This window comes from Variovorax sp. UMC13, assembly GCF_014170375.1.
Lineage (GTDB): Bacteria > Pseudomonadota > Gammaproteobacteria > Burkholderiales > Burkholderiaceae_C > Variovorax.
This window is the reverse complement of the sequence record NZ_LZZW01000036.1, coordinates 193,091-212,466: the sequence shown is the minus strand read 5'-3', so window position 1 is coordinate 212,466 and position 19,376 is coordinate 193,091. Positions and strand designations below refer to the sequence as shown.

General features: G+C 68.9%; 16 protein-coding genes. 8 read left to right on the top strand and 8 right to left on the bottom strand.

Translation table 11 applies throughout. The features are described from left to right. Nucleotide 1: 1 nt before the first annotated feature. Genes A9977_RS30565 through A9977_RS30550 form a run of 4 tightly spaced genes read right to left on the bottom strand, consistent with a single transcriptional unit; the run spans nucleotide 2 to nucleotide 4,388 of the window. Entirely contained in the window at nucleotides 2–1,558 is a 1,557-nt protein-coding gene (locus A9977_RS30565; RefSeq protein ID WP_183028729.1) for a polyamine aminopropyltransferase, read from the bottom strand. A 13-nt stretch (nucleotides 1,559–1,571) separates the two neighbouring features. After that, a complete protein-coding gene (locus A9977_RS30560; protein ID WP_183028562.1) occupies nucleotides 1,572–1,799 on the bottom strand; it encodes a DUF350 domain-containing protein in 228 nt (75 codons plus the stop codon). Between the two features lie 42 nt (nucleotides 1,800–1,841). Then, entirely contained in the window at nucleotides 1,842–3,329 is a 1,488-nt protein-coding gene (locus tag A9977_RS30555) for a DUF4178 domain-containing protein (protein ID WP_183028561.1), read from the bottom strand. Between the two features lie 9 nt (nucleotides 3,330–3,338). Continuing rightward, the gene (locus tag A9977_RS30550; protein WP_183028560.1) at nucleotides 3,339–4,388 is read right to left on the bottom strand and encodes an SPFH domain-containing protein; all 1,050 of its coding nucleotides are present in this window, start codon (nucleotides 4,386–4,388) and stop codon (nucleotides 3,339–3,341) included. 172 nt (nucleotides 4,389–4,560) lie between these two features. Between A9977_RS30550 and A9977_RS30545 the strand changes: the two genes are divergently transcribed. From A9977_RS30545 to A9977_RS30535, 3 genes are all read left to right on the top strand, one after another. Beyond that, on the top strand, nucleotides 4,561–6,918 hold the full coding sequence (locus tag A9977_RS30545) for an NADP-dependent malic enzyme (RefSeq protein WP_259652217.1): 2,358 nt from the start codon (nucleotides 4,561–4,563) through the stop codon (nucleotides 6,916–6,918). Between the two features lie 203 nt (nucleotides 6,919–7,121). Beyond that, nucleotides 7,122–7,529, top strand: coding sequence for a ribonuclease domain-containing protein (locus tag A9977_RS30540; protein ID WP_183028559.1), 408 nt, complete (start codon nucleotides 7,122–7,124; stop codon nucleotides 7,527–7,529). Between the two features lie 53 nt (nucleotides 7,530–7,582). Further along, nucleotides 7,583–8,026 (top strand): barstar family protein, encoded by a 444-nt coding sequence (locus A9977_RS30535; protein WP_183028727.1) that lies wholly within the window; start codon nucleotides 7,583–7,585, stop codon nucleotides 8,024–8,026. A 266-nt stretch (nucleotides 8,027–8,292) separates the two neighbouring features. Here the strand turns inward: A9977_RS30535 and rsmA are convergent, their stop codons facing one another. From rsmA to A9977_RS30520, 3 genes are read right to left on the bottom strand one after another with little or no spacing between them, the layout of a single operon-like run. Further along, nucleotides 8,293–9,069, bottom strand: coding sequence for a 16S rRNA (adenine(1518)-N(6)/adenine(1519)-N(6))-dimethyltransferase RsmA (gene rsmA, locus A9977_RS30530; RefSeq protein WP_183028558.1), 777 nt, complete (start codon nucleotides 9,067–9,069; stop codon nucleotides 8,293–8,295). Further along, nucleotides 9,069–10,490, bottom strand: a complete 1,422-nt coding sequence (locus A9977_RS30525) for a peptidylprolyl isomerase (RefSeq protein WP_183028557.1) — start codon at nucleotides 10,488–10,490, stop codon at nucleotides 9,069–9,071. Before A9977_RS30525 ends, rsmA begins: the two co-directional genes overlap by 1 nt. 11 nt (nucleotides 10,491–10,501) lie before the next feature. Then, the gene (locus tag A9977_RS30520) at nucleotides 10,502–12,895 is read right to left on the bottom strand and encodes an LPS-assembly protein LptD (protein WP_183028556.1); all 2,394 of its coding nucleotides are present in this window, start codon (nucleotides 12,893–12,895) and stop codon (nucleotides 10,502–10,504) included. Between the two features lie 210 nt (nucleotides 12,896–13,105). Here A9977_RS30520 and A9977_RS30515 point away from each other — a divergent pair, with 210 nt between their 5' ends. From A9977_RS30515 to A9977_RS30500, 4 genes are all read left to right on the top strand, one after another. Continuing rightward, on the top strand, nucleotides 13,106–14,197 hold the full coding sequence (locus A9977_RS30515) for an aminoglycoside phosphotransferase family protein (RefSeq protein WP_183028555.1): 1,092 nt from the start codon (nucleotides 13,106–13,108) through the stop codon (nucleotides 14,195–14,197). 1 nt (nucleotide 14,198) lies between these two features. Beyond that, a complete protein-coding gene (locus A9977_RS30510; RefSeq protein WP_183028554.1) occupies nucleotides 14,199–14,918 on the top strand; it encodes a 16S rRNA (uracil(1498)-N(3))-methyltransferase in 720 nt (239 codons plus the stop codon). Further along, nucleotides 14,915–16,294, top strand: coding sequence for a M20/M25/M40 family metallo-hydrolase (locus A9977_RS30505; RefSeq protein WP_183028553.1), 1,380 nt, complete (start codon nucleotides 14,915–14,917; stop codon nucleotides 16,292–16,294). The genes A9977_RS30510 and A9977_RS30505 overlap by 4 nt, the downstream gene beginning before the upstream one ends. Nucleotides 16,295–16,407: 113 nt before the next feature. Next, nucleotides 16,408–16,842 carry a YidB family protein gene (locus tag A9977_RS30500; protein WP_183028552.1) on the top strand — a complete coding sequence of 145 codons (435 nt, stop codon included), beginning with the start codon at nucleotides 16,408–16,410 and terminating at the stop codon, nucleotides 16,840–16,842. 88 nt (nucleotides 16,843–16,930) lie between these two features. Here the strand turns inward: A9977_RS30500 and A9977_RS30495 are convergent, their stop codons facing one another. Beyond that, nucleotides 16,931–18,442 carry a M20 family metallopeptidase gene (locus tag A9977_RS30495; RefSeq protein ID WP_183028551.1) on the bottom strand — a complete coding sequence of 504 codons (1,512 nt, stop codon included), beginning with the start codon at nucleotides 18,440–18,442 and terminating at the stop codon, nucleotides 16,931–16,933. A 107-nt stretch (nucleotides 18,443–18,549) separates the two neighbouring features. Between A9977_RS30495 and A9977_RS30490 the strand changes: the two genes are divergently transcribed. Beyond that, nucleotides 18,550–19,365: a DUF72 domain-containing protein gene (locus A9977_RS30490; RefSeq protein WP_183028550.1), complete on the top strand. Its 816-nt coding sequence runs from the start codon at nucleotides 18,550–18,552 to the stop codon at nucleotides 19,363–19,365. Nucleotides 19,366–19,376: the final 11 nt, after the last annotated feature.

Below are 19,376 nucleotides of genomic sequence, written 5' to 3'. Positions count from 1 at the left end.
GTCAATGCGCCGCGACCTTGCCCCACTCGCGCTCGTAGGTCGTGACCAGCGTCTGGTTCGACAGCCGGTTCACCTCCGCGGGAACGCGGGCCATGTCGAGCGGAAAGTCGAACATCAGCGGCAAGGTGGGCAGCGACAGGTAGCGCAGCCCGGCCGGCAGCGCCTCGGGCCGGCGGTAGGGCCGGTGGCTGGCGATCACGAAGCCCCATTCGCCGAAGCTGGGCACGTGCACGTGGTACGGGGTGGCCGTGAGGCCCACCGATTCGATGGTGGTCGCCACGGTCCAGAAGCTCTGGCGCGCGACCAGCGGCGAGGTGGTCTGCACCACCGCGTAGCCGCTGGCGGCCAGGCGCTTGTCGAGCAGCGCGTAGAAGGAGTTGGTGTAGAGCTTGCCGATGGCGAAGTTGGTCGGGTCCGGAAAGTCCACCACGATCACGTCGAACGCGTCATCGCCTTCCTGCAGCCACTTGAACGCATCGGTGTTGACGATGTGGAGCTTGGGCGATTTGAGCGAGCCGCCGTTGAGCGCCGCCAGCGTCTCGTGCTCGGCGAACAGCTTCGTCATGTTGGGGTCGAGCTCGACCAGCGTGACCGATTCGACCGAGGGGTACTTGAGGATCTCGCGCACCGCCATGCCGTCGCCGCCGCCCAGCACGGCCACCTTCTTCGGCGCGCCGTGCGCGGCCATCACCGGGTGCACCAGCGCCTCGTGGTAGCGGTACTCGTCGCGCTCGGCGAACTGCAGGTTGCCGTTGAGGAACAGCCGGTGGCCCGCGCCGCCGCGCGTGACCACGATGCGCTGGTAGGGCGAGGTGGCGCTGAAGACGATGTGGTCCTGGTAGAACTTGTCCTCGGCCAGCGTGGTGATGCGGTCGGCGAAGACGAAGCCCGCGACCAGCACCGCGAGCGTGAGCACGCAGGCCACCACATGCGCGCCGAGCCGGCGCAGCTCGTGCCGGAACAGCCACAGCGCCCACAGCGCCACGGCCGCGTTCATGAAGCCGAACAGCAGGCCGGTGCGGATCATGCCCAGCTGCGGCACGAAGATCAGCGGGAAGGCCACCGACACCGCGAGCGCGCCCAGGTAGTCGAAGGTCAGCACCTGCGACACCAGGTCCTTGAGCACCGCGTTGCGCTTGAGGATGCGCATCACCAGCGGGATCTCCAGCCCCACCAGCGTGCCGACCACGATCACCAGCCCGTAGAGCAGCAGCCGGAAGGCGCCGGGGATGTAAGCGTTGGCGATGAACAGCAGCGCCGGCAGCGCGCCGCCGATCAGCGCGACCATCAGTTCGATGCGCAGGAAGTGCGCGGGCAGCTGCCGCTCGAAGTAGCGCGAGAGCCAGGAGCCCACGCCCATGGCGAACAGGTAGGTGCCGATGATGGTGCTGAACTGCAGCACCGAATCACCGAGCAGGTAGGAACTGAGCGCGGCCGCGCTGAGTTCGTAGACCAGGCCGCAGGCCGCGACCACGAAGACGCTGGCGAGCAGCGCGATCTCGACCGGCCGGGGGCCCGCGGCCGCATCGAGCTCAGGGCCCCGGGCCGGGCCCTGCATCACGGACACCGGCTCAGCCGCCGTGGATCGCCGCAGCGACGATCAGCGAGACGCCCAGGCTCATGGCCGCGACCACCAGGCCGAGCGCGACGTTCTGCTTCTCGACGATCTCGGCCCACAGGTCGACTGGCGTGATCTTGTCGATGATGAGGAAGCAGAGCCAGAACACGATCACGCCGATGAAGGCGAACAGGATCGAACCCAGAAATGCGGCAGGCCGCAGCCATTCAATTCCCAGCATGAGAACCTCCGGAAGAAAACAGGTTTGAAAAGGCAGCGCGCGTCATTTGTGACCGCCGCCGCTGGAATAGCCGCCGTAGGAACCGCCCGAGCTGCGCGAGGACGAGCCGCCCGAGGAACGGCCGCTGCAGGTGCTCAGGATGATCAGCAGGATGAAGATCACCACGATGATCAGGATGATGGTGCCGCAGCCCATGCTCGAGGCGGCGCTCAGCGGCGCCGCATCGTCGCGCTTGAACATGTCCTTGCGCGCGTCGAGCTTGAAGGCCGAGGCCACGGCCGAACTGTCCATCTTGCTGCCGGACGACCAGGTCAGCTCGTTGGCCGAGCGCTCCATCGACAGCAGCGCGCTGCCGTTGGCGAAGTCGCGGTTGAAGCTCTTCTGCCCGCGCTCGACCTGCCAGTAGAACTCTCCCGCCACGTAGGTGGTCTCGGCGTTGTAGGCGTACTGCTGCTGGTAGCTCTTGCCCAGGTACTTCGCGCTCTTGCCGCTCTCGGCCATGCTGGGCGCGCCGGTGGTCGGGGCCACCATGCTCCAGCCGTCCTCCGCATCGACCAGGAAGCTGAAGCCGCGCTTCTTGTTGTAGAGCAGGTACTCGTTCCAGCCGAAGTGCTCGTCGTCGCCGGGCTCCACGCCCATGCGGTGCTGGAAGCCCACCACCTGCCAGGCTACGCCCTGCAGCTGGCCGATGCTGCCCAGCGCGATCAGCGGACGCACCGGGTCGTTCTGCTCGGCATGCTTGAGCTCGCCGCCGATGCCCTGCGACAGGTCGATGATGCTGTGGCAGTTGCCGCAGGTGATGCTCTTGCTGTCGGCCAGGTTGACCGTCACCGGCGAGCCGCAGTTGGGGCAGTTGAAGCTGCGGCCCTTCTCGTCCTTGGCCGATTCCTCGCGCAGGCCGGTGAGCTGCAGGTCCTCGAGGCGCACCGCGCGCCCGAGGTAGGCGCCCGGCGGCTGCGTGTCGTAGTCGAGGCTGAGCACCTCGCCGGTGTCGCTGCGCAGCTCGACCACCGCGAAGGTCTTGCCGAGCTCGGGCAGGCGCGGCAGTTCGCCCTGCGCCGACACCAGCGCCACCTGCTCGTTGGAGCTGACGGTGTAGGTCTGGCCGTTGAAGGCCGTGGTCGCGCCGACGCGCAGGTCGGTCGGCGCCGGCGCCGCGCGGTCCAGCGTGTGCGGCAGCGCGAAGACGAAGGCGCCGTTGTCCTCGCTCAGGACGCCGGTGCGCTCGCCGTCGAGCGCGGCGATCCATTCGGTCCAGCGGCCGCCCGGGTAGCTGTACTGCAGCCGCCCGACCAGCGTGAAAGGCTTGTTCTGGAGACGGCCCGCGGCGAACAGCTGCAGCGGGCTGAAGTCGTCGAACAGCTCCGCCATCTTGCCGATGCGCGCGAGCGTGTCGCCCTGGCGCACGACGGTGCTCTGGCAGTAGGGGCAGACGGCGAAGGTCGATTGCGCCGACTTGAATTCGACCGGTGCGCCGCAGCCAGGGCAGGGCGCACGGTAGGCGCGCTGGGCGCCCGCTTCCTCAGACATCGGGTCCGCTTAGACCAGCTTCTTCAAGAGCTCGGCCTTCTTCGCGTCGAACTCTTCTTGCGTCAGGATGCCCTTGGTCTTGAGATCGCCCAGCTTCTCCAGCGTGGCCATCACGTCGTTGGCGCTGATCTCGGTCACCGGCGCGGCGGCGGCCACGGCGGCCGTGGCCGCGGCGTTGGGGTTCAGGCCCTGCGCCAGGTTCTGCGCCAGCACCTGGCCCAGCGCCACGCCGGCGCCCAGGCCCATCGCGTCGCCCGCGATGCCGCCACCGCCGCTGGCCGAGCCTTCGGCGAACTTGGGGATCGCCTGCGCCGTCTGGTACTGCATGAACTTGCCCATGTCGTTGCCGACCATGCCCATGCCGATCTTCTGGTCGAGCACCTTCTGCAGCTCTTCGGGCAGCGAGACGTTCTGGACCGTGATGTTCTCGAGCTGGATGCCGATCTTGGCGAACTCGGGCTGGAGCTGGGTCGCGAGCGCCTTGGCGAACTCGATCTGGTTGGCCGCGAGGTCGAGGAAGGGCACGCCGCTCGAAGCGATCGCGTTGCTGATGTTCTGCAGCACCAGGCCGCGCAGCTGGCCGTCGAGGTCGGCCACGGTGTAGGTGTCGCGCGTGCCCGAGATCTCGGTGTGGAACAGCTTGGCGTCGCCGACGCGGAAGCTGTAGTTGCCGAAGGCGCGCAGGCGCACCGCGCCGAAGTCCTTGTCGCGGATCGTGATCGGCTGGGGCGTGCCCCACTTCTGGTCGACCTGCTGGCGGGTGCTAAAGAAGTAGACGTCGCTCTTGAACGGGGACTCGAAGAGCTTGTCCCAGTTCTTCAGGTAGGTGAGCACGGGCAGCGTCTGCGTCGTGAGCTTGTACATTCCGGGGCCGAACACGTCGGCCACCTTGCCCTCGTTGACGAAGACCGCCACCTGCGACTCGCGCACGGTGAGCGAGCCGCCGTTCTGGATTTCCATGTCACGCATCGGGAACCGCCAGGCCAGCGTGCCATCGCCGGTCTCGGTCCACTGGATGATGTCTATGAACTGCTTCTTGATGAAATCCATCAGTGCCATGGTCACTCCTCTTCAAGGTTGTCTTGAGCCGGGAGGATACTGCCACAGTCGCACCACGCGGCAGCGGCCCATTCGGCCGGCCTCGCCGGGGCGCAGGTCTACAATCGCGCCCCCTACAACAGTGTCGCGGACGCGTCATTCCACGCGCCAGCGACAGCCGGAGCACGCAGTCATGTCCGATCTCTCCCCCCTGAGCCCCCCGTCGACGGCCGTGCCGAGCGTCGAAGACAAGCGCGCCGAGCTGCGCCGCGCCGCACTGGAGTACCACGAGCTCCCGGTCCCCGGCAAGGTGGCGATCGCCGCCACCAAGCAGATGGTCAACCAGCGCGACCTGGCGCTGGCCTACTCGCCCGGCGTCGCCGCCCCCTGCGAGGAAATCGTCAAGGACCCGGCCAACGCCTTCAAGTACACGGCGCGCGGCAACCTGGTGGCGGTCATCACCAACGGCACCGCGGTGCTGGGCCTGGGCGACATCGGCCCGCTGGCCTCCAAGCCGGTGATGGAAGGCAAGGGCGTGCTGTTCAAGAAGTTCGCCGGCGTCGACGTGTTCGACATCGAGATCGACGAGAAGGACCCGGCCAAGCTGGTGGACATCATCGCCTCGCTGGAGCCGACCTTCGGCGCCATCAACCTCGAGGACATCAAGGCCCCCGACTGCTTCTTCATCGAGCGCGAGCTGCGCAAGCGCATGAAGATCCCGGTGTTCCACGACGACCAGCACGGCACCGCCATCACGGTGGCGGCGGCGCTGCTCAACGGCCTGAAGGTCGCGGGCAAGGACATCGCCAAGGTCAAGCTGGTCACCTCGGGCGCGGGCGCCGCGGCGCTGGCCTGCCTGAACCTGCTGCTCAAGGTGGGCCTGCAGCGCGAGAACGTGTTCGTGACCGACCTGGCCGGCGTGGTCTACGAAGGCCGCACCGAGCTGATGGACGACGACAAGCGCCAGTACATGCAGAACACCGAGGCGCGCACGCTTTCCGAGGTGATCGAGGGCGCGGACGTGTTCCTGGGCCTGTCGGCCGGCGGCGTGCTCAAGCCCGCGATGGTGGCCAAGATGGCGGCCCATCCGGTGATCTTCGCGCTGGCCAACCCCAACCCCGAGATCGCGCCCGAGGACGCCCACGCGGTGCGCGGCGACGTGATCATGGCCACCGGCCGCACCGATTACCCGAACCAGGTCAACAACGTCCTGTGCTTCCCGTACATCTTCCGCGGCGCGCTCGACTCGGGCGCGACCACGATCACCGACGAGATGGAGATCGCGGCGGTGCACGCCATCGCCGAGCTGGCGCAGGCCGAGCAGAGCGAGCGCGTGGCGGCGGCCTACGTGGGCGAGAAGCTGACCTTCGGCCCCGAGTACCTGATCCCCAAGCCTTTCGACCCGCGCCTGATGATGAAGATCGCGCCGGCCGTGGCCAAGGCGGCGGCCGAGAGCGGCGTGGCGATGCGCCCGATCACCGACCTCGACGCCTACCGTGACAAGCTGCAGAGCTTCGTCTACGCCTCGGGCACCGCGATGAAGCCGATCTTCGACGCCGCCAAGCGCGCGACCAAGAAGCGCGTGGCCTACGCCGAGGGCGAGGAAGAGCGCGTGCTGCGCGCGGCCCAGATCGTGGTCGACGAAGGCCTGGCCCGGCCGACGCTGATCGGCCGGCCGGCGATCATCGCCCAGCGCATCGAGAAGTTCGGCCTGCGGCTCAAGGAAGAACTCGACTACGACATCGTCAACGTCGAGCAGGACCACCGCTACCGCGATTTCTGGCAGACCTACCATCGCATGACCGAGCGCATGGGCACCACGGTGCAGACCGCCAAGATCGAGATGCGCCGCCGCCTGACGCTGATCGGCGCCATGCTGCTGCACAAGGGCGAGGTCGACGGCCTGATCTGCGGCACCTGGGGCACCACCGCGATCCACCTGCACCACATCGACCAGGTGATCGGCAAGCGCCCCGGCGGCTGCGCCAGCACGCCGCAGGACGTGCCGATCTACGCCTGCATGAACGGCCTGCTGCTGCCCGATCGCCAGGTGTTCCTGGTCGACACCCACGTCAACTACGACCCGACGCCCGAGGAGCTGACCGAGATCACGACCATGGCGGCCGAGGAGATGATGCGCTTCGGCATCAAGCCCAAGGCGGCGCTGCTGTCGCACTCGAACTTCGGCAGCAGCAACCAGGCCAGCGCGGTCAAGATGCGCCGCACGCTGGACCTGCTGCGCGTGCAGGCCCCGTGGCTCGAAGTCGACGGCGAAATGCACGGCGACGTGGCGCTCGACGGCAAGCAGCGCGCGGCCGTGATGCCCCACAGCGCGCTGTCGGGCAATGCCAACCTGCTGGTTTTCCCGAACCTCGACGCGGCCAACATTTCCTACAACCTGCTCAAGACCGCGGCCGGCGGCAACATCGCGATCGGCCCGGTGCTGCTCGGCGCGGCCAAACCTGTGCACATTCTCACGGCCAGCGCCACCGTGCGCCGCATCGTGAACATGACGGCCTTGACCGTGGCCGATGCCAACGCCGACCGTTAAGCGCCACCGCGATAGCGGCCGCTAACTTCGCTGCCCCGCACCGGGGCCGAGCGCCTGCTCAAATATTGAGCAGGCGCTTGCTATTTGTGCATCCCTGGTGCACACTGGCAAGCTTGAATTCGCGGGTTAACCCCAAGGTTGACCCCCGTTTCGGCCCCCGCCCTTTTTGCTTGTGGCGCCCCATGGCGGCCGCTGTTCCATCCATGGCCTCGATCTCGTTGTCTGCGTCCCGATTCGCCCTCGCCGGCTTGCTGCTGGTCCTGTTGGCGACCGGCGCCGACGCCCGCGATACCCGAGGCACGATGCCGCAGCAGCCGTCCCAGGCGTCGATCGCGCTGGGCGAGCTGCCGGCACAAGGCCAGCGTACCTACCAGGCCATCCTCAACGGTGGCCCCTTCAAGCACGACAAGGACGGCACGGTGTTCGGCAACCGCGAGCGCCTCCTGCCGTCCGAACGGCGCGGGCACTACCGCGAGTACACGGTCGACACGCCGGGCGCGCGCAACCGGGGCGCGCGACGCATCGTGTGCGGCGGCCAGCCCGCGACGGCACCGACGGCGTGCTGGTACACGGCGGACCATTACGCGAGCTTTCGGCGGATTGCGCCATGAGCAGCAGCAGCAAAGAATTGAACTGGAGCGGCGCATCCCTGCGCCCCGAAGAAATGACGACGACGACGACGACAACCATGGAAAGACCTGCGGAGATGACCTTATCCCTTCGTGCCGTGCGGCCCAACATCGTGCAGTCGATTCGCGCCTTCCGCGTGAACGACCTGCAGGAGGCTGCGAACGCGGCGGGACAGCACTTTCTCTATGCCAATCTGGCCAACGCCCAGACCAAGCAGGACGTGCTCGACCTCATCGCGCAGCAATTCACCTTCCCCTCGCATTTCGGGAAGAACTTCGACGCGCTGTACGACTGCATGACCGATCCCTTGCATAAATCGGGCCCGCAGCCCGGTTTCGTCATCGTGCTCGAGCAGATCCCGGCCAACGCCAAGTTCGACAAGGAAGCGCGCGAGCAACTGCTCGACATCTTCCGCGATGCCTCCGACTACTGGGGTGACCGCAAGATCCCGTTCCGCTGCTTCTATTCTTTTCTGTAGCCCGTTCTGCACACACCAGCCAAGCAGAACGGGCTGTCGAGGCTCCTGAAGGAAGCACGCCGGTCGCCGACATCGAAGTCGCGCCGGTCGATCCCACCGCCGAGAAAATGCCGACCGACAAGTTGGTCGACGTCTCGCCGCTGGCCCTGCGCATGAGCAGCCCCTTCAACGCCGGGTACTGGCTGGCCGCCGCCTGAGCGCCAGCGTCCCGCGACCCTAAAAAAAGCCCGTCGTCGACGGGCTTTTTGTTTGGGCGGGCGCGCCGCTCAGGGCGGCACGGCCTGGGCCAGCGCGACGTATTCGGCCACCGGCACCTCTTCGGCCCGGCGCTGGGCATCGAAGCTGCCGCCGAAGCCATGCTCGTCGAGCCAGCGCCCCAGCGTGTGGCGCAGGATCTTGCGGCGCTGGCTGAAGGCCACCTGCACGATCTCGCCCAGGCGCGCCGCATCGACGGCCGGCGGCTGCGCCAGCGGCACCATGCGCACCACGGCGCTGTCGACGCGCGGCGGCGGCTCGAAACTCTGGGGCGGCACGAACAGGAAGTTCTCCATCGCGTAGCGCCACTGCAGCATCACGCTCAGGCGGCTGTAGTCGGAGGTGGCGGGCCGCGCCACCATGCGGTCGATCACTTCCTTCTGCAGCATGAAATGCTGGTCGGCGATCAGGTGGGCGAAGCCCAGCAGGTGGAACAGGATCGGCGTCGAGATGTTGTAGGGCAGGTTGCCCACCACGCGCAGCGGCTTGTGTTCGGGGCCCGCCAGGCGCGCGGCCAGCGCGGCGAAGTCGACCTTGAGCACGTCGGATTCGATCACCTCGAGCTGGCCGTGCCCGCGCAGGCGCGCCGCCAGGTCGCGGTCGAGCTCGATCACGGTCAGGTGGCCGAGGCGCTCGACCAGCGGCTGGGTGAGCGCCGCCAGGCCCGGGCCGATCTCGACCATCGCGTCGCCGGGCTGGGGCGCGATGCCGTCCACGATCGCGTCGATGATGCCGCCGTCGGACAGGAAGTGCTGGCCGAAGCGCTTGCGCGCGATGTGCTGCGCCATCAGACCGGCGGCTCGCGGAATTCGACGTAGGCGCGGCCGCGCACTTCCTGCACCCAGGTCGCGAAGGCCTCGTCCATCCTCTTCTCGCGCAGCACGGCACGGGCGGCTTCGCGCTGCTCGGTCTGGCTGAGCTTGGCTTCGCGCCGGGCGACGGCCTGGATCAGGTGGACGCCGAAACGCGTGACCACCGGGTCGCTGATCTGGCCCGGCGCGAGCCGGTCCAGCGCTTCCTCGAACTCGGGCACGAACTGGCCGGGCCGCGCCCAGCCCAGGTCGCCGCCGTCCTTGGCGCTGCCGTCCTGCGAGTTGTCGCGGGCCAGCGAGGCGAAATCGGCGGTGCCGGCCAGCACCCGGCGCTTGAATTCGGCCAGTTGCTCGATCGCCTGCGCGGTGCTGCGCTGCGGGTCGTTGCGCAGCAGGATGTGGCGGGTCTGGGTCTGCGTGACCACACCTTCGGCCGCGCCGGCCTGGCCCTTGGCCAGCACCTTGATCACGTGGAAGCCCGCACCCGAACGCACCGGACCGACGATGCCGTTGACCGGCGTGGTCTGCGTGGCCTCGACGAACAGCGGCGGGTAGCGGTCGGCGCCGCGCAGGCCCAGCGAGCCGCCGTTGGCGCGGTCGGGCGAGTCGGAGTTCTCGCGTGCCAGCTTGGCGAAGTCCTCGCCGGCGCGCGCCCGGTCGGCCACGCCCTGGGCCTTTTTCTGCAGCGCCGCGACCTGGGCTTCGCTCGCATCCTCGGGCACGGTGACGAGCACGTGCGCCAGGTTGATTTCCGGCGCGGCCGCGGTGTTGCCGCTGCGCTGGTCCTGGATGAACTGGTCGACTTCGGAGTCGCTGATCTTGACGCGGGCGTTGACCTCGCGCTCGCGCAGGCGGGTCAGCAGCAGCTGGTCGCGCAGGTCGCTGCGGAACTCCGCGCGCGTGATGCCTTCGGCATCGAGCCGCCGGTACAGCTCGTCCTGGCTGACCTGGTTCTGGCGTGCCACCAGCTGCTCGGCCTGGTCCACCGCCTGGTCGTCGACCTTGATGCCGCTTTCCTTGGCCAGTTGCAGCTGCGCGCGCTCGACCACGATGCGCTCCAGCACCAGCTGGTTGAGTTCGGCGCGCGGCACGCGCTGGGCCTCGGGGTTCTCGCGCAGGATCCGGGTCACGCGCTTCTGGACTTCGGTGTTGGTCACGGGCTCGGAGTTGACCAGCGCCACGATGTACTCGGCCGCGCGCTGGCCGGTGGGCGCCGGCTGGGCCGCGGCGCTGCGCGGCACCTGGGCCGGCGCCGTGACGCGGGCGCCGCCACGCATGATGTCGGTGATGCCCGTGCCGCCGCCGGGACGCATGCCCAGTCCCTGCGCATGCACGCCCGACGCGGCGGCCAGCAGCGCCAGGCAAGCCAGGGTGAGGGTGGAGCGAGAAGATTTCATGGTGACAGGGTTCAGTCGTAATTGGTGAAGCGGCTCGGCGTCTCGCCGGGCACGCGCAGGGGCTGGTAACGCTGGATGTTCTTGGCCAGTGCGGTCATCGGATTGGAGCCCACGCCCACGCTGGCGAAGCCCACGAACTCGATCTGGAACATGATCCGCGTGTTGGTTGTGACCTGTCCCGTGGTCAGACGTTCCAGCACCACGCGCCCGATCCAGCAGCAGCCGTCATATTCCACGCCGACGACGCCGTCGGTGAGCTGCCGGTCCTTGAGGCTGTAGTTCAGGCGGCCGACCGCATACCAGCGCCCGCCCCCCTCGCCACGGCCCTTGCCCAGGTCCTTGCCCTTGTCGCCCCAGAGGTCGTTGAGCGGCCATTGCCAGCCCACGTCGATCGACTTGCTGCCGTCCTGCACCAGCGGTGTGCTGTCGGCCTGGTAGCGCAGGGCCGCATTGATGGTGCGGTACGCGCCCGGGCTGTAGCGCGCGCTCAGCGTGCTGCGCACCGAGCGCCCCTCGTCGGGGTTGTACTGGATCGTGGTGTCCATGCTCCACTTGGGCGTCCAGTTGATCTGCGCGCCCAGCAGCACGTCGCTCAGCCGGTCGGTCGCCGGCGGGACGCCCGGCAGCGTGACGCGCTGATCGGCGAAACGGAAGCGCTGCGCGATGCCGAAGCGCGCGGCCTCGGCCCCGGTGTCGGGGTCGATCAGCCGCGTGCTCACGCCGGCCGTCAGCAGGTTGCTGTCGGAGATGCGGTCGCTGCCGGAGAACGCGTTTTCGGTGTAGATGGTCGCGAAGTTGAAGTCGTTGGCCGCGGTGTCGTAGACCGGCAGCTGGCTCTGGTCGCGGAAGGGCGTGTTCACGTAGAACAGGCGCGGCTCCAGCGTCTGGCGGAAGGCCCGGCCGAAGAAGCTCGCATCACGCTCGAACACCAGGCCGCTGTCGAGGCTGAAGGTGGGCACCGTGCGGCTGGCCGAGCTGGCGCCGTTGGCCAGCGGCGTGTCGAACTGGTAGGAGGTCGCATGCAGCTGCAGCTTGGGGATCACGAAGCTCGAGGGCGTGATCCACGGCCGGCTGATCTGCACCGAGCCGAACACGCGCTCGCCGTTGGGTTGCAGCAGCCCGTTGAGCAGCGGGGCGTACTGCGAATCGGCGCGGAAACGCGTGTAGTCGAGCGCGGTCGTGACGTCGAAGCCGCCCCAGTCGTACTGCGTGTTGTTGGCCGTGATCTGCGGCATGCGGTCGTAGGGCGGCGTGATCGGCGACAGCGAGTACTGCAGCGTCTGGTAGGACAGCGCACGCACCTGGCCGCTCCAGTCGCCCTTGCTCCAGTTGACCGCGGCTTCGCTGTCCAGCAGCCGCGAGGTCAGCGTCGGGGTGCGCGAGAAATCGCGCCAGTAGTCGTTGTCGCTGACCCGGTTCAGGCGCAGCGTCGCCGAGAGCGCATCCAGGCCGAAGGGCTTGGGATCGAAGGTCTGGCGGTGCGTGGTCCAGATGCCCCAGCGGTCGCGGTCGCGCAGCGAATCGGCGGGCATGTAGTCGACGCGCGCCGTGCCGCTGTAGCTGTTCTCGAGGTAGCGGAACTCGCTGCCGATGTTGATGCCGCGCTTGCCCATCAGCGTGGGGTAGAGCGTGGCGTCGCGGTTGGGTGCGATGTTCCAGTAGTAGGGCAGCAGCACCTCGGCGCCGTTGACGCTGCCCACGCCGAACACCGGCGGCAGCAGGCCGCTCTGGCGCTGGTTGTTGAGCGGGAAGGTCATCGACGGCAGCGCCGGCGTGGTGATGCCCATGAAGGTCATGCGCGCATCGGTGGCGGTGCCGAGGTTCTCCTCGGTGTCGGTGGTCAGCGTGGCGGCCGACAGGATCCAGGCCGGCATCCAGCCGGGATAGTCCTCGCGCCGGCAGGTGGTGTAGGTGGCCTGCCGGGCCACCGAGACGCTGGAGTCGACGAAGTCGATGCGCTGCGCATCGCCGTGGCCGCCGGTCGCGAGGAACTGATAGCGCACGTTGTTGAAGAAGCCCTCGAAGGTCTCGAGCTTGAGCTGGAGCTCGGGGCCGTCGTAGGTGTTGCCGGCCTGGTTCACGTGCACGTTGCCGCGTGCCTTGGCGAGGTCGTCGGGTTGGTAGTACTCGAGCCGATCGGCGCGGATCACCGTGTCGCCGCGGCGGATCGAGGCATGGCCTTCGATCACCGTCTCCAGGTCGGGCCGCCCGGAAATCTGGTCGCCCTCGATCAGGTTCGGGCGCAGCCCGCGCTCGGTGTTGGGAATGGTCTCGACCAGCTGCGGCGTGCGCTGCAGCACCAGCGGTGCCTCGAGCCAGTTGTCCTGCGCCCAGGCGCCTTGCGCCTGCCACAGCGCCAGGGTCAGCAAGGCCAGGGGCAGCGGCGGGCGGCGCGCCGGACTCATTCGCAGCCTCCCACCGGCGACCGGGCGAGGCCCGGGACCCGTGCGGCGGACGGCAAGGGCACGGCGTGCCGGGCACGGTGGCGTTTCATTTCGGACATGGGCAGGGAAGTCAGCAATCGTCGAAAGAGCGTCGGCCAGAGAAGAGCGGGACCCCGAGGGGGGCAGCTGCCGTGGGGTCCGCCAGGCGCGGATTTGTAGAATCGATTATCCATGACCGCATCCCCGCTTCCGTCCGTTGACGCCGCCTCCCCCCTCCATTGGGACGACCCGGACCGCGCCGCGGCCTTCGTCGCCTGGCTCGCGCGCATCGCGCCCGCCCACGGGCTGAAGCCGGACACGGTCCGGCTGGCCTCGGCCGACGCCAGTTTCCGGCGCTACTTCCGCATCGACAGACTCGACGCCGCCCCCTCGCGCATCGTGATGGACGCGCCGCCCGCCAAGGAGGACAGCGCGCCCTTCGTCCACGTCGCCGGCCTGCTGCACGCGGCCGGCGTGAAGGCGCCCGAGGTGCTCGATTGGGACCCGGCCACTGGCTTCATGCTGCTGGACGACCTGGGCCGCCAGACCATGCTGGACGTGCTCGACCCGGCCAAGCCCGACGCCAGCCGACCGCTCTATGCCCAGGCCATCGACGCCCTGATCGCCTGGCAGCTGGCCTCCAAGCCCGGCGTGCTGCCGCCCTACGACCGGGCCCTGCTCGAGCGTGAACTGGCGCTGTTCCCCGAGTGGTACGTGCGGCGGCACCGCGGCGTGACGATCGAGGGCAAGCTGCAGGAGCGGCTCGAGCGCAGCTTCAAGGCCATCGTCGAGAACAACCTCGCATCGCCCAGCGTCTACGTGCACCGCGACTTCATGCCACGCAACCTCATGCTGACCGGCGCAGTCGATCAACCGCTGGGCGTGCTCGACTTCCAGGACGCGGTCTACGGCCCCATCACCTACGACATCGCCAGCCTGATGCGCGACGCCTTCCTGAGCTGGGACGAGGACTTCGTGCTCGACATCACGGTGCGCTACTGGCAGCAGGCGCGCAAGGCCGGTCTGCCGGTCGACGAGGACTTCGGCGCCTTCTACCAGGCGGTCGAGTGGATGGGCCTGCAGCGCCATCTCAAGGTGGCCGGCATCTTCGCGCGGCTCACGCTGCGCGACGGCAAGCCCCGCTACCTGGCCGACACGCCTCGTTTCATCGCTTACATCCGCGCCACCGCCAGCCGCTACACGCAGCTCACGCCGCTGCTGCGCGCCATCGACGAGATCGAAGGCACGCAGGCGGCGGTCGGTTTCGCCTACGGCCGGGTCTGAGGTGGCGCGCTTCCATTGCGCCGTGGCGCTGGGCGCCGGCACCACGCTCTCGCTGCCGCCGGGCGCGGCGCGCCATGTGCAGGTGCTGCGGCTGCAGCCCGGCGATGCGCTCACGCTGTTCGACGGCCGGGGCGGCGAGTACGCGGCCACGGTCGAGCGCATGGGCCGCAGCGAAGTCACGGTGAACGTCGGCGCGCACGATCCGGTCGAGCGCGAAGCCGCCACCGCAGTGCATCTCGCGCCGGGCATGCCAGCCAACGACCGCATGGACTGGCTGGTCGAGAAGGCAACCGAACTCGGCGTCGCGAGCATCCAGCCGCTGGTCACCGCGCACGGCGTGCTGCGCCTGAGCGCCGAGCGGGCCGAGAAGAAGCGCGCGCACTGGGAAGCGATCGCGATCGCGGCCTGCGAGCAGTGCGGTCGCAACCGCGTGCCGGTGATCCATCCGGTGCGCAGCTTCGCCGACTGGGTCGCGGCCGCCGACGACGGCGCGCGGCGCGCCGTGCTCAGCCTGGTGCCCGGCACCCGGCCGCTGGCCGAACTCGCGCACGAACACGCGGCGTCGGCCTGGCGCATCCTGAGCGGGCCCGAGGGCGGCCTGAGCAGCACCGAGGAAGCGCGCGCGCTGGACAGCGGCTTCCTTCCCGCCCGGCTCGGCCCGCGCGTGCTGCGCGCCGAAACCGCCGCGCTGGCCGCCTTGACGCTCCTGGGCGGCGCATGAGCGGCGCGCTGCGAAGCGGGTCGTTTCGCAGCAAGTGCCGGGCCGCCGGGGCCGCGTCGATCTGGCTCGCGGGCCTCTGCGTCGCCACCGCCGCACAGGCGCAGTACCTGCATTCCCGCAGCGCCGTGCCAGCGCCGGTGCGGCCCGAGGTCGACCGCGCCTACGTCCAGCTGATGGCCTCGCCGACGGTGCAGCGGCTGCTCGACGCGGTGCGCGACGACCATCCACGCGCCACCATCGACCTGAGGCGCCTCACCGAGATCGAGGCGCCGCCGTTCAAGGAGCAGGCGCGCGCCGAGGCCTTCCTGGCCCGGCTGAAGGCGCTGGGCCTCGCCGATGCGCGCATCGACGCCGAAGGCAACGTGCTGGGTCTGCGCAAGGGCCGCGGCAACGGGCCCACGCTGCTGGTCTCGGCCCACCTCGACACGGTGTTCCCGGCCGGCACCGACGTCACGATCAAGGAACGCGACGGCCGGCTCTACGCGCCCGGCATCTCGGACAACACGCGCGGCCTCGCGGTGCTGCTGTCGTGGCTGCGCGTGCTCAACGAGCAGAAGATCCAGACCGAGGGCGACCTGCTGTTCGCGGCCAATGTCGGCGAGGAGGAACTGGGCAACCTGCGCGGCATGAAGCACCTCTTCGCCGAGCACCCGGAGATCGACGGCCTGGTGGCGCTCGAGCCCGCGCCCGACGACAGCGTGCTGATCTTCGGCACCGCGAGCCGGCGCTACGAAGTGACTTTCGAGGGCCCGGGCGGCCACAGCTTCGGCGCCTTCGGCCGGGTGCCGAGCGCGATCCACGGCATGGGCCGCGCGATCGCTAAGATCGCCGACCTCAAGACGCCGCGCTTTCCGCGCACCACCTTCACCGTGGGCACGGTCAGCGGCGGCACCTCGGTCAACACCATCGCGCCGCAGGCCCGCATGGCGATCGACATCCGCTCCGACGCGAACGGCCCGCTGCTGGCCACCGAGAAGAAGATCTTCGCGGCCATCGATGCCGCGGTGCGCGAGGAGAACCACCGCTGGGGCGTGGACACGCTGCGCGTCTCGAGCCGCCTGATCGGCGACCGGCCCGGCGGCCGCACGCCGTCGGACGCGCCGATCGTCGAGGCCGCGGTGCGCGCCAACACCGCCTTCGGCCGCCGCACCGTGTTCCGCGGCGGCAGCACCGACGCCAACGTGCCGATGTCGCTGGGCATCCCGGCAATCGTGGTGGGCGGGGGCGGGCTGACCGGCGGCTTCCACGCGCTGGACGAATGGATCGACCTGCACGAGGCCTGGCGCGGGGCGCAGAACTCGCTGCTCACGGTGCTGGGCCTGGTCGGCGTGCAGGGCGTGAGCGCCCCGCTGCTGGCCAAACGCCCGCCGCCGTAAAGGAATTTCGCACGGGAACGCCGATCGCCTGACTACGATCTGTTTCATTCTGCGCAGCGGCCGAGCACAATCGCTGCGGTACTGTCATACAACAGAAACTTCAAGGAAAAACCATGGGATTGCTCGACTCGGTACTCGGTCAGGTGCTTGGCGGCGCAGCGCAGAAGTCCGGCGGACTCGGCGATGCGGGCGGCCTGGCCGACGCACTCGGCGGGCTGCTGGCGAACAACGGACAGCAGGGCGGGCTGGGAGGCCTGGTCTCGAAGTTCGAGCAGGCCGGGCTGGGCGACGTCATCGGCTCCTGGATCGGCAAGGGCGACAACGCGCCGGTCTCGGGCGGGCAGCTGAACCAGGTGCTGGGCGGCGACGTGGTCTCGGCCATCGCCGGCAAGCTGGGCATCAATGCCGCCATGCTGCTGCCGATGCTGGCCACGATGCTGCCTTCGCTGATCGACCAGCTCACGCCGCACGGCAAGATTCCCGACGAGGGACTGAACACCAACGAAGACCTGCTGTCTTCGCTGAGTGGCCTGCTGCAGAAACGCTGAGAAGCGTCAGCGGTTTCGGTACGGCGCCCTTCGGGGCGCTTTTTTTTGGCCTCTGGCGGCGCAGGCTCGGCCTGCGCCGCCTTCGGGGTCAGGCGGTCGCGGGCTCGGCCTGGGCTGCCTTGTGGGCCACCGGCAGCGCCGCGATCACCTCGGCCACCGCGGCCGTGAGCTTCTTCGCGTAGGGCACATGCAGGAACTCGTTGGGGCCGTGCGCGTTGCTCTTGGGGCCAAGCACGCCGCAGACCATCATCTGCGCCGTCGGGAAGCCGGCGCTCAGCATGTTCATCAGCGGGATCGTGCCGCCCTGGCCGATGTAGCCGCAGGGCGCGCCGAAGTGCGCGCGCGAGGCGGTGTGCAGCGCCTGCTCGAACCAGGGCGTGATCTCGGGCGCGTTCCAGCCGGTGGCGCCGCCACCGCCGTCGAAAGTAACCTTGGCCTGGTAGGGCGCGTTGTCTTCGAGCAGGGCCTTGAGCTCCTGCACCGCCTTTTCAGCGTCCACCAGCGGTGGCAGCCGCAGCGAGAGCTTGAAGGCGGTGTAGGGCCGCAGCACGTTGCCCGCGTCCTTGGGCGCGGGGAAGCCTTCGGCGCCGACCACCGACAGCGCGGGCCGCCAGGTGCGGTTGAGCAGCGCCTCGACCGGGTCGCTGGTGGTGGGCAGCGTGAAGGTGCTCGAGCCGCCGCAGTCGGCATGGGCCCAGGGGAAGCGCTTGAACAGTTCGTCGCCAAGGATGGCGGCCGTGGCCTGGGCCTGCGCCAGGCGGTCGGGCGGCACTTCGCAATGGAAGCTGGCCGGCAGCAGGCGGCCGGTGGCGCTGTCCTCGAGCCGGTCGAGCACCTGCCGCATGATGCGGAAGCTCGAGGGCACGAGGCCCGAGGCGTCGCCCGAGTGGATGCCTTCGGTCAGCACCTCGACCTTGAGCGTGCCGCCCGCGAGGCCGCGCAGCGAGGTCGTGAGCCAGAGCTGGTCGTAGTTGCCGGCGCCGGAGTCCAGGCAGATCACCAGTTCGACCTCGCCGAGCCGGTGCCGGAGGGCGTTGACGTAGGGCAGCAGGTCGTAGGAGCCGCTTTCCTCGCAGGTCTCGATCAGGCCGACGATGCGCGGGTGCGCGGCGCCCTGGCTCTTGAGCGCCTGCAGCGCCGCCACGCTGGCATAGACCGCGTAGCCGTCGTCGGCGCCGCCGCGGCCGTAGAGCAGGCCGTTCTCGTACTTGGGCGTCCAGGGGCCGAGGTCGTTGCGCCAGCCGGTGAACTCGGGCTGCTTGTCGAGGTGGCCGTACATCAGCACGGTTCCCTTCATGTCGGTCCCGCTGGCCGGCACTTCGAAGAACAGCACCGGCGTGCGGCCTTCGAGGCGCACGATCTCGAGCTTCAGGCCCTCGATCTTCTGCGCCTCGACCCAGGTCGCGGCATTGCGCAGCACGGTGTCGAGGTAACCGTTGGCCGACCAGTCCTTGTCGAAGCCTGGCGACTTGGACGGGATCGCGATGTAGTCGGTGAGCTGGCGCAGGATGTCGGAATCCCACTTGGCGGAGACTTCGGACAGGGCACGGTCGGCGTCGAGCAGGCCGGCGGGCATTTCACGGTGCAGGGGGGCGTTCATCGGGGGTCTCCGCGCAAAGGGATCGTCGGGGGAAAAAAGCATTTTGCACCTGCGGCCCCGCCGCGTAGAGTGCGCAGTCCCAAACCCGACAAGTCGGAAGGAACGCGATGAGCAGCAGCAAGGTGACGCCCGGCATCCGCGTGGGCATCGGTGGGTGGACCTTCGAACCCTGGCGCGACAACTTCTACCCGGCCGACCTGCCGCAGAAGCAGGAGCTGCACTACGCCAGCCGGCAGGTCACGGCGATCGAGGTCAACGGCACCTACTACAGCACGATGAAGCCCGAGAGCTTCCGCAAGTGGCACGACGAGACGCCCGAGGATTTCGTGTTCTCGCTCAAGGCCTCGCGCTTCGCCACCAACCGCAAGCTGCTGGCCGGCGCGGGCGAATCGATCACGCGCTTCGTCGAGAGCGGCATCGGCGAGCTGAAGGGCAAGCTGGGCCCCATCGTCTGGCAGTTCATGCCGACCAAGGCCTTCGATGCCGAGGACTTCGCGGCCTTCCTGGCGCTGCTGCCGAAGAAGGAGGGCAGCCGCGCGCTGCGCCACGTGATGGACGTGCGGCACGAGAGCTTCATGACGCCTGAGTACCTGGCGCTGGCGCGCCGGCACGGCGTGGCGACGGTGTTCACCGACTCGCCGAAGTTTCCGTCCTTCGCCAACCTCACGGCCGACTTCGCCTATGCCCGGCTCATGAACAGCGACGCCAAGCTCAAGAACGGCTATGCGCCCAAGGCACTGACGGCCTGGACCGGCCATGCGAAGCAGTGGTCCGAGGGCGGCACGCCCGCCGAACTGCCGCGCGTGGAAGGCGTCGACGACGTGGCGGCCAAGACGCGTGAGGTGTTCGTCTTCTTCATCAACGGCGCCAAAGAAAAAGCACCCGCCGCGGCGGGTGCCTTGCTGGCGAAACTGCGGGGCTGAGCCCGCATCGC

Coding starts and splice junctions, on each gene's coding strand:
- A9977_RS30565 (WP_183028729.1), bottom strand. CDS start 1,558: ATGCAGGGCCCGGCCCGGGGCCCTGAGCTCGATGCGGCCGCGGGCCCC.
- rsmA (WP_183028558.1), bottom strand. CDS start 9,069: ATGGCGCAGCACATCGCGCGCAAGCGCTTCGGCCAGCACTTCCTGTCC.
- A9977_RS30525 (WP_183028557.1), bottom strand. CDS start 10,490: ATGAAATCTTCTCGCTCCACCCTCACCCTGGCTTGCCTGGCGCTGCTG.
- A9977_RS30540 (WP_183028559.1), top strand. CDS start 7,122: ATGGCCTCGATCTCGTTGTCTGCGTCCCGATTCGCCCTCGCCGGCTTG.
- A9977_RS30550 (WP_183028560.1), bottom strand. CDS start 4,388: ATGGCACTGATGGATTTCATCAAGAAGCAGTTCATAGACATCATCCAG.
- A9977_RS30545 (WP_259652217.1), top strand. CDS start 4,561: ATGTCCGATCTCTCCCCCCTGAGCCCCCCGTCGACGGCCGTGCCGAGC.
- A9977_RS30520 (WP_183028556.1), bottom strand. CDS start 12,895: ATGAGTCCGGCGCGCCGCCCGCCGCTGCCCCTGGCCTTGCTGACCCTG.
- A9977_RS30515 (WP_183028555.1), top strand. CDS start 13,106: ATGACCGCATCCCCGCTTCCGTCCGTTGACGCCGCCTCCCCCCTCCAT.
- A9977_RS30500 (WP_183028552.1), top strand. CDS start 16,408: ATGGGATTGCTCGACTCGGTACTCGGTCAGGTGCTTGGCGGCGCAGCG.
- A9977_RS30535 (WP_183028727.1), top strand. CDS start 7,583: ATGACGACGACGACGACGACAACCATGGAAAGACCTGCGGAGATGACC.
- A9977_RS30490 (WP_183028550.1), top strand. CDS start 18,550: ATGAGCAGCAGCAAGGTGACGCCCGGCATCCGCGTGGGCATCGGTGGG.
- A9977_RS30560 (WP_183028562.1), bottom strand. CDS start 1,799: ATGCTGGGAATTGAATGGCTGCGGCCTGCCGCATTTCTGGGTTCGATC.
- A9977_RS30505 (WP_183028553.1), top strand. CDS start 14,915: ATGAGCGGCGCGCTGCGAAGCGGGTCGTTTCGCAGCAAGTGCCGGGCC.
- A9977_RS30495 (WP_183028551.1), bottom strand. CDS start 18,442: ATGAACGCCCCCCTGCACCGTGAAATGCCCGCCGGCCTGCTCGACGCC.
- A9977_RS30555 (WP_183028561.1), bottom strand. CDS start 3,329: ATGTCTGAGGAAGCGGGCGCCCAGCGCGCCTACCGTGCGCCCTGCCCT.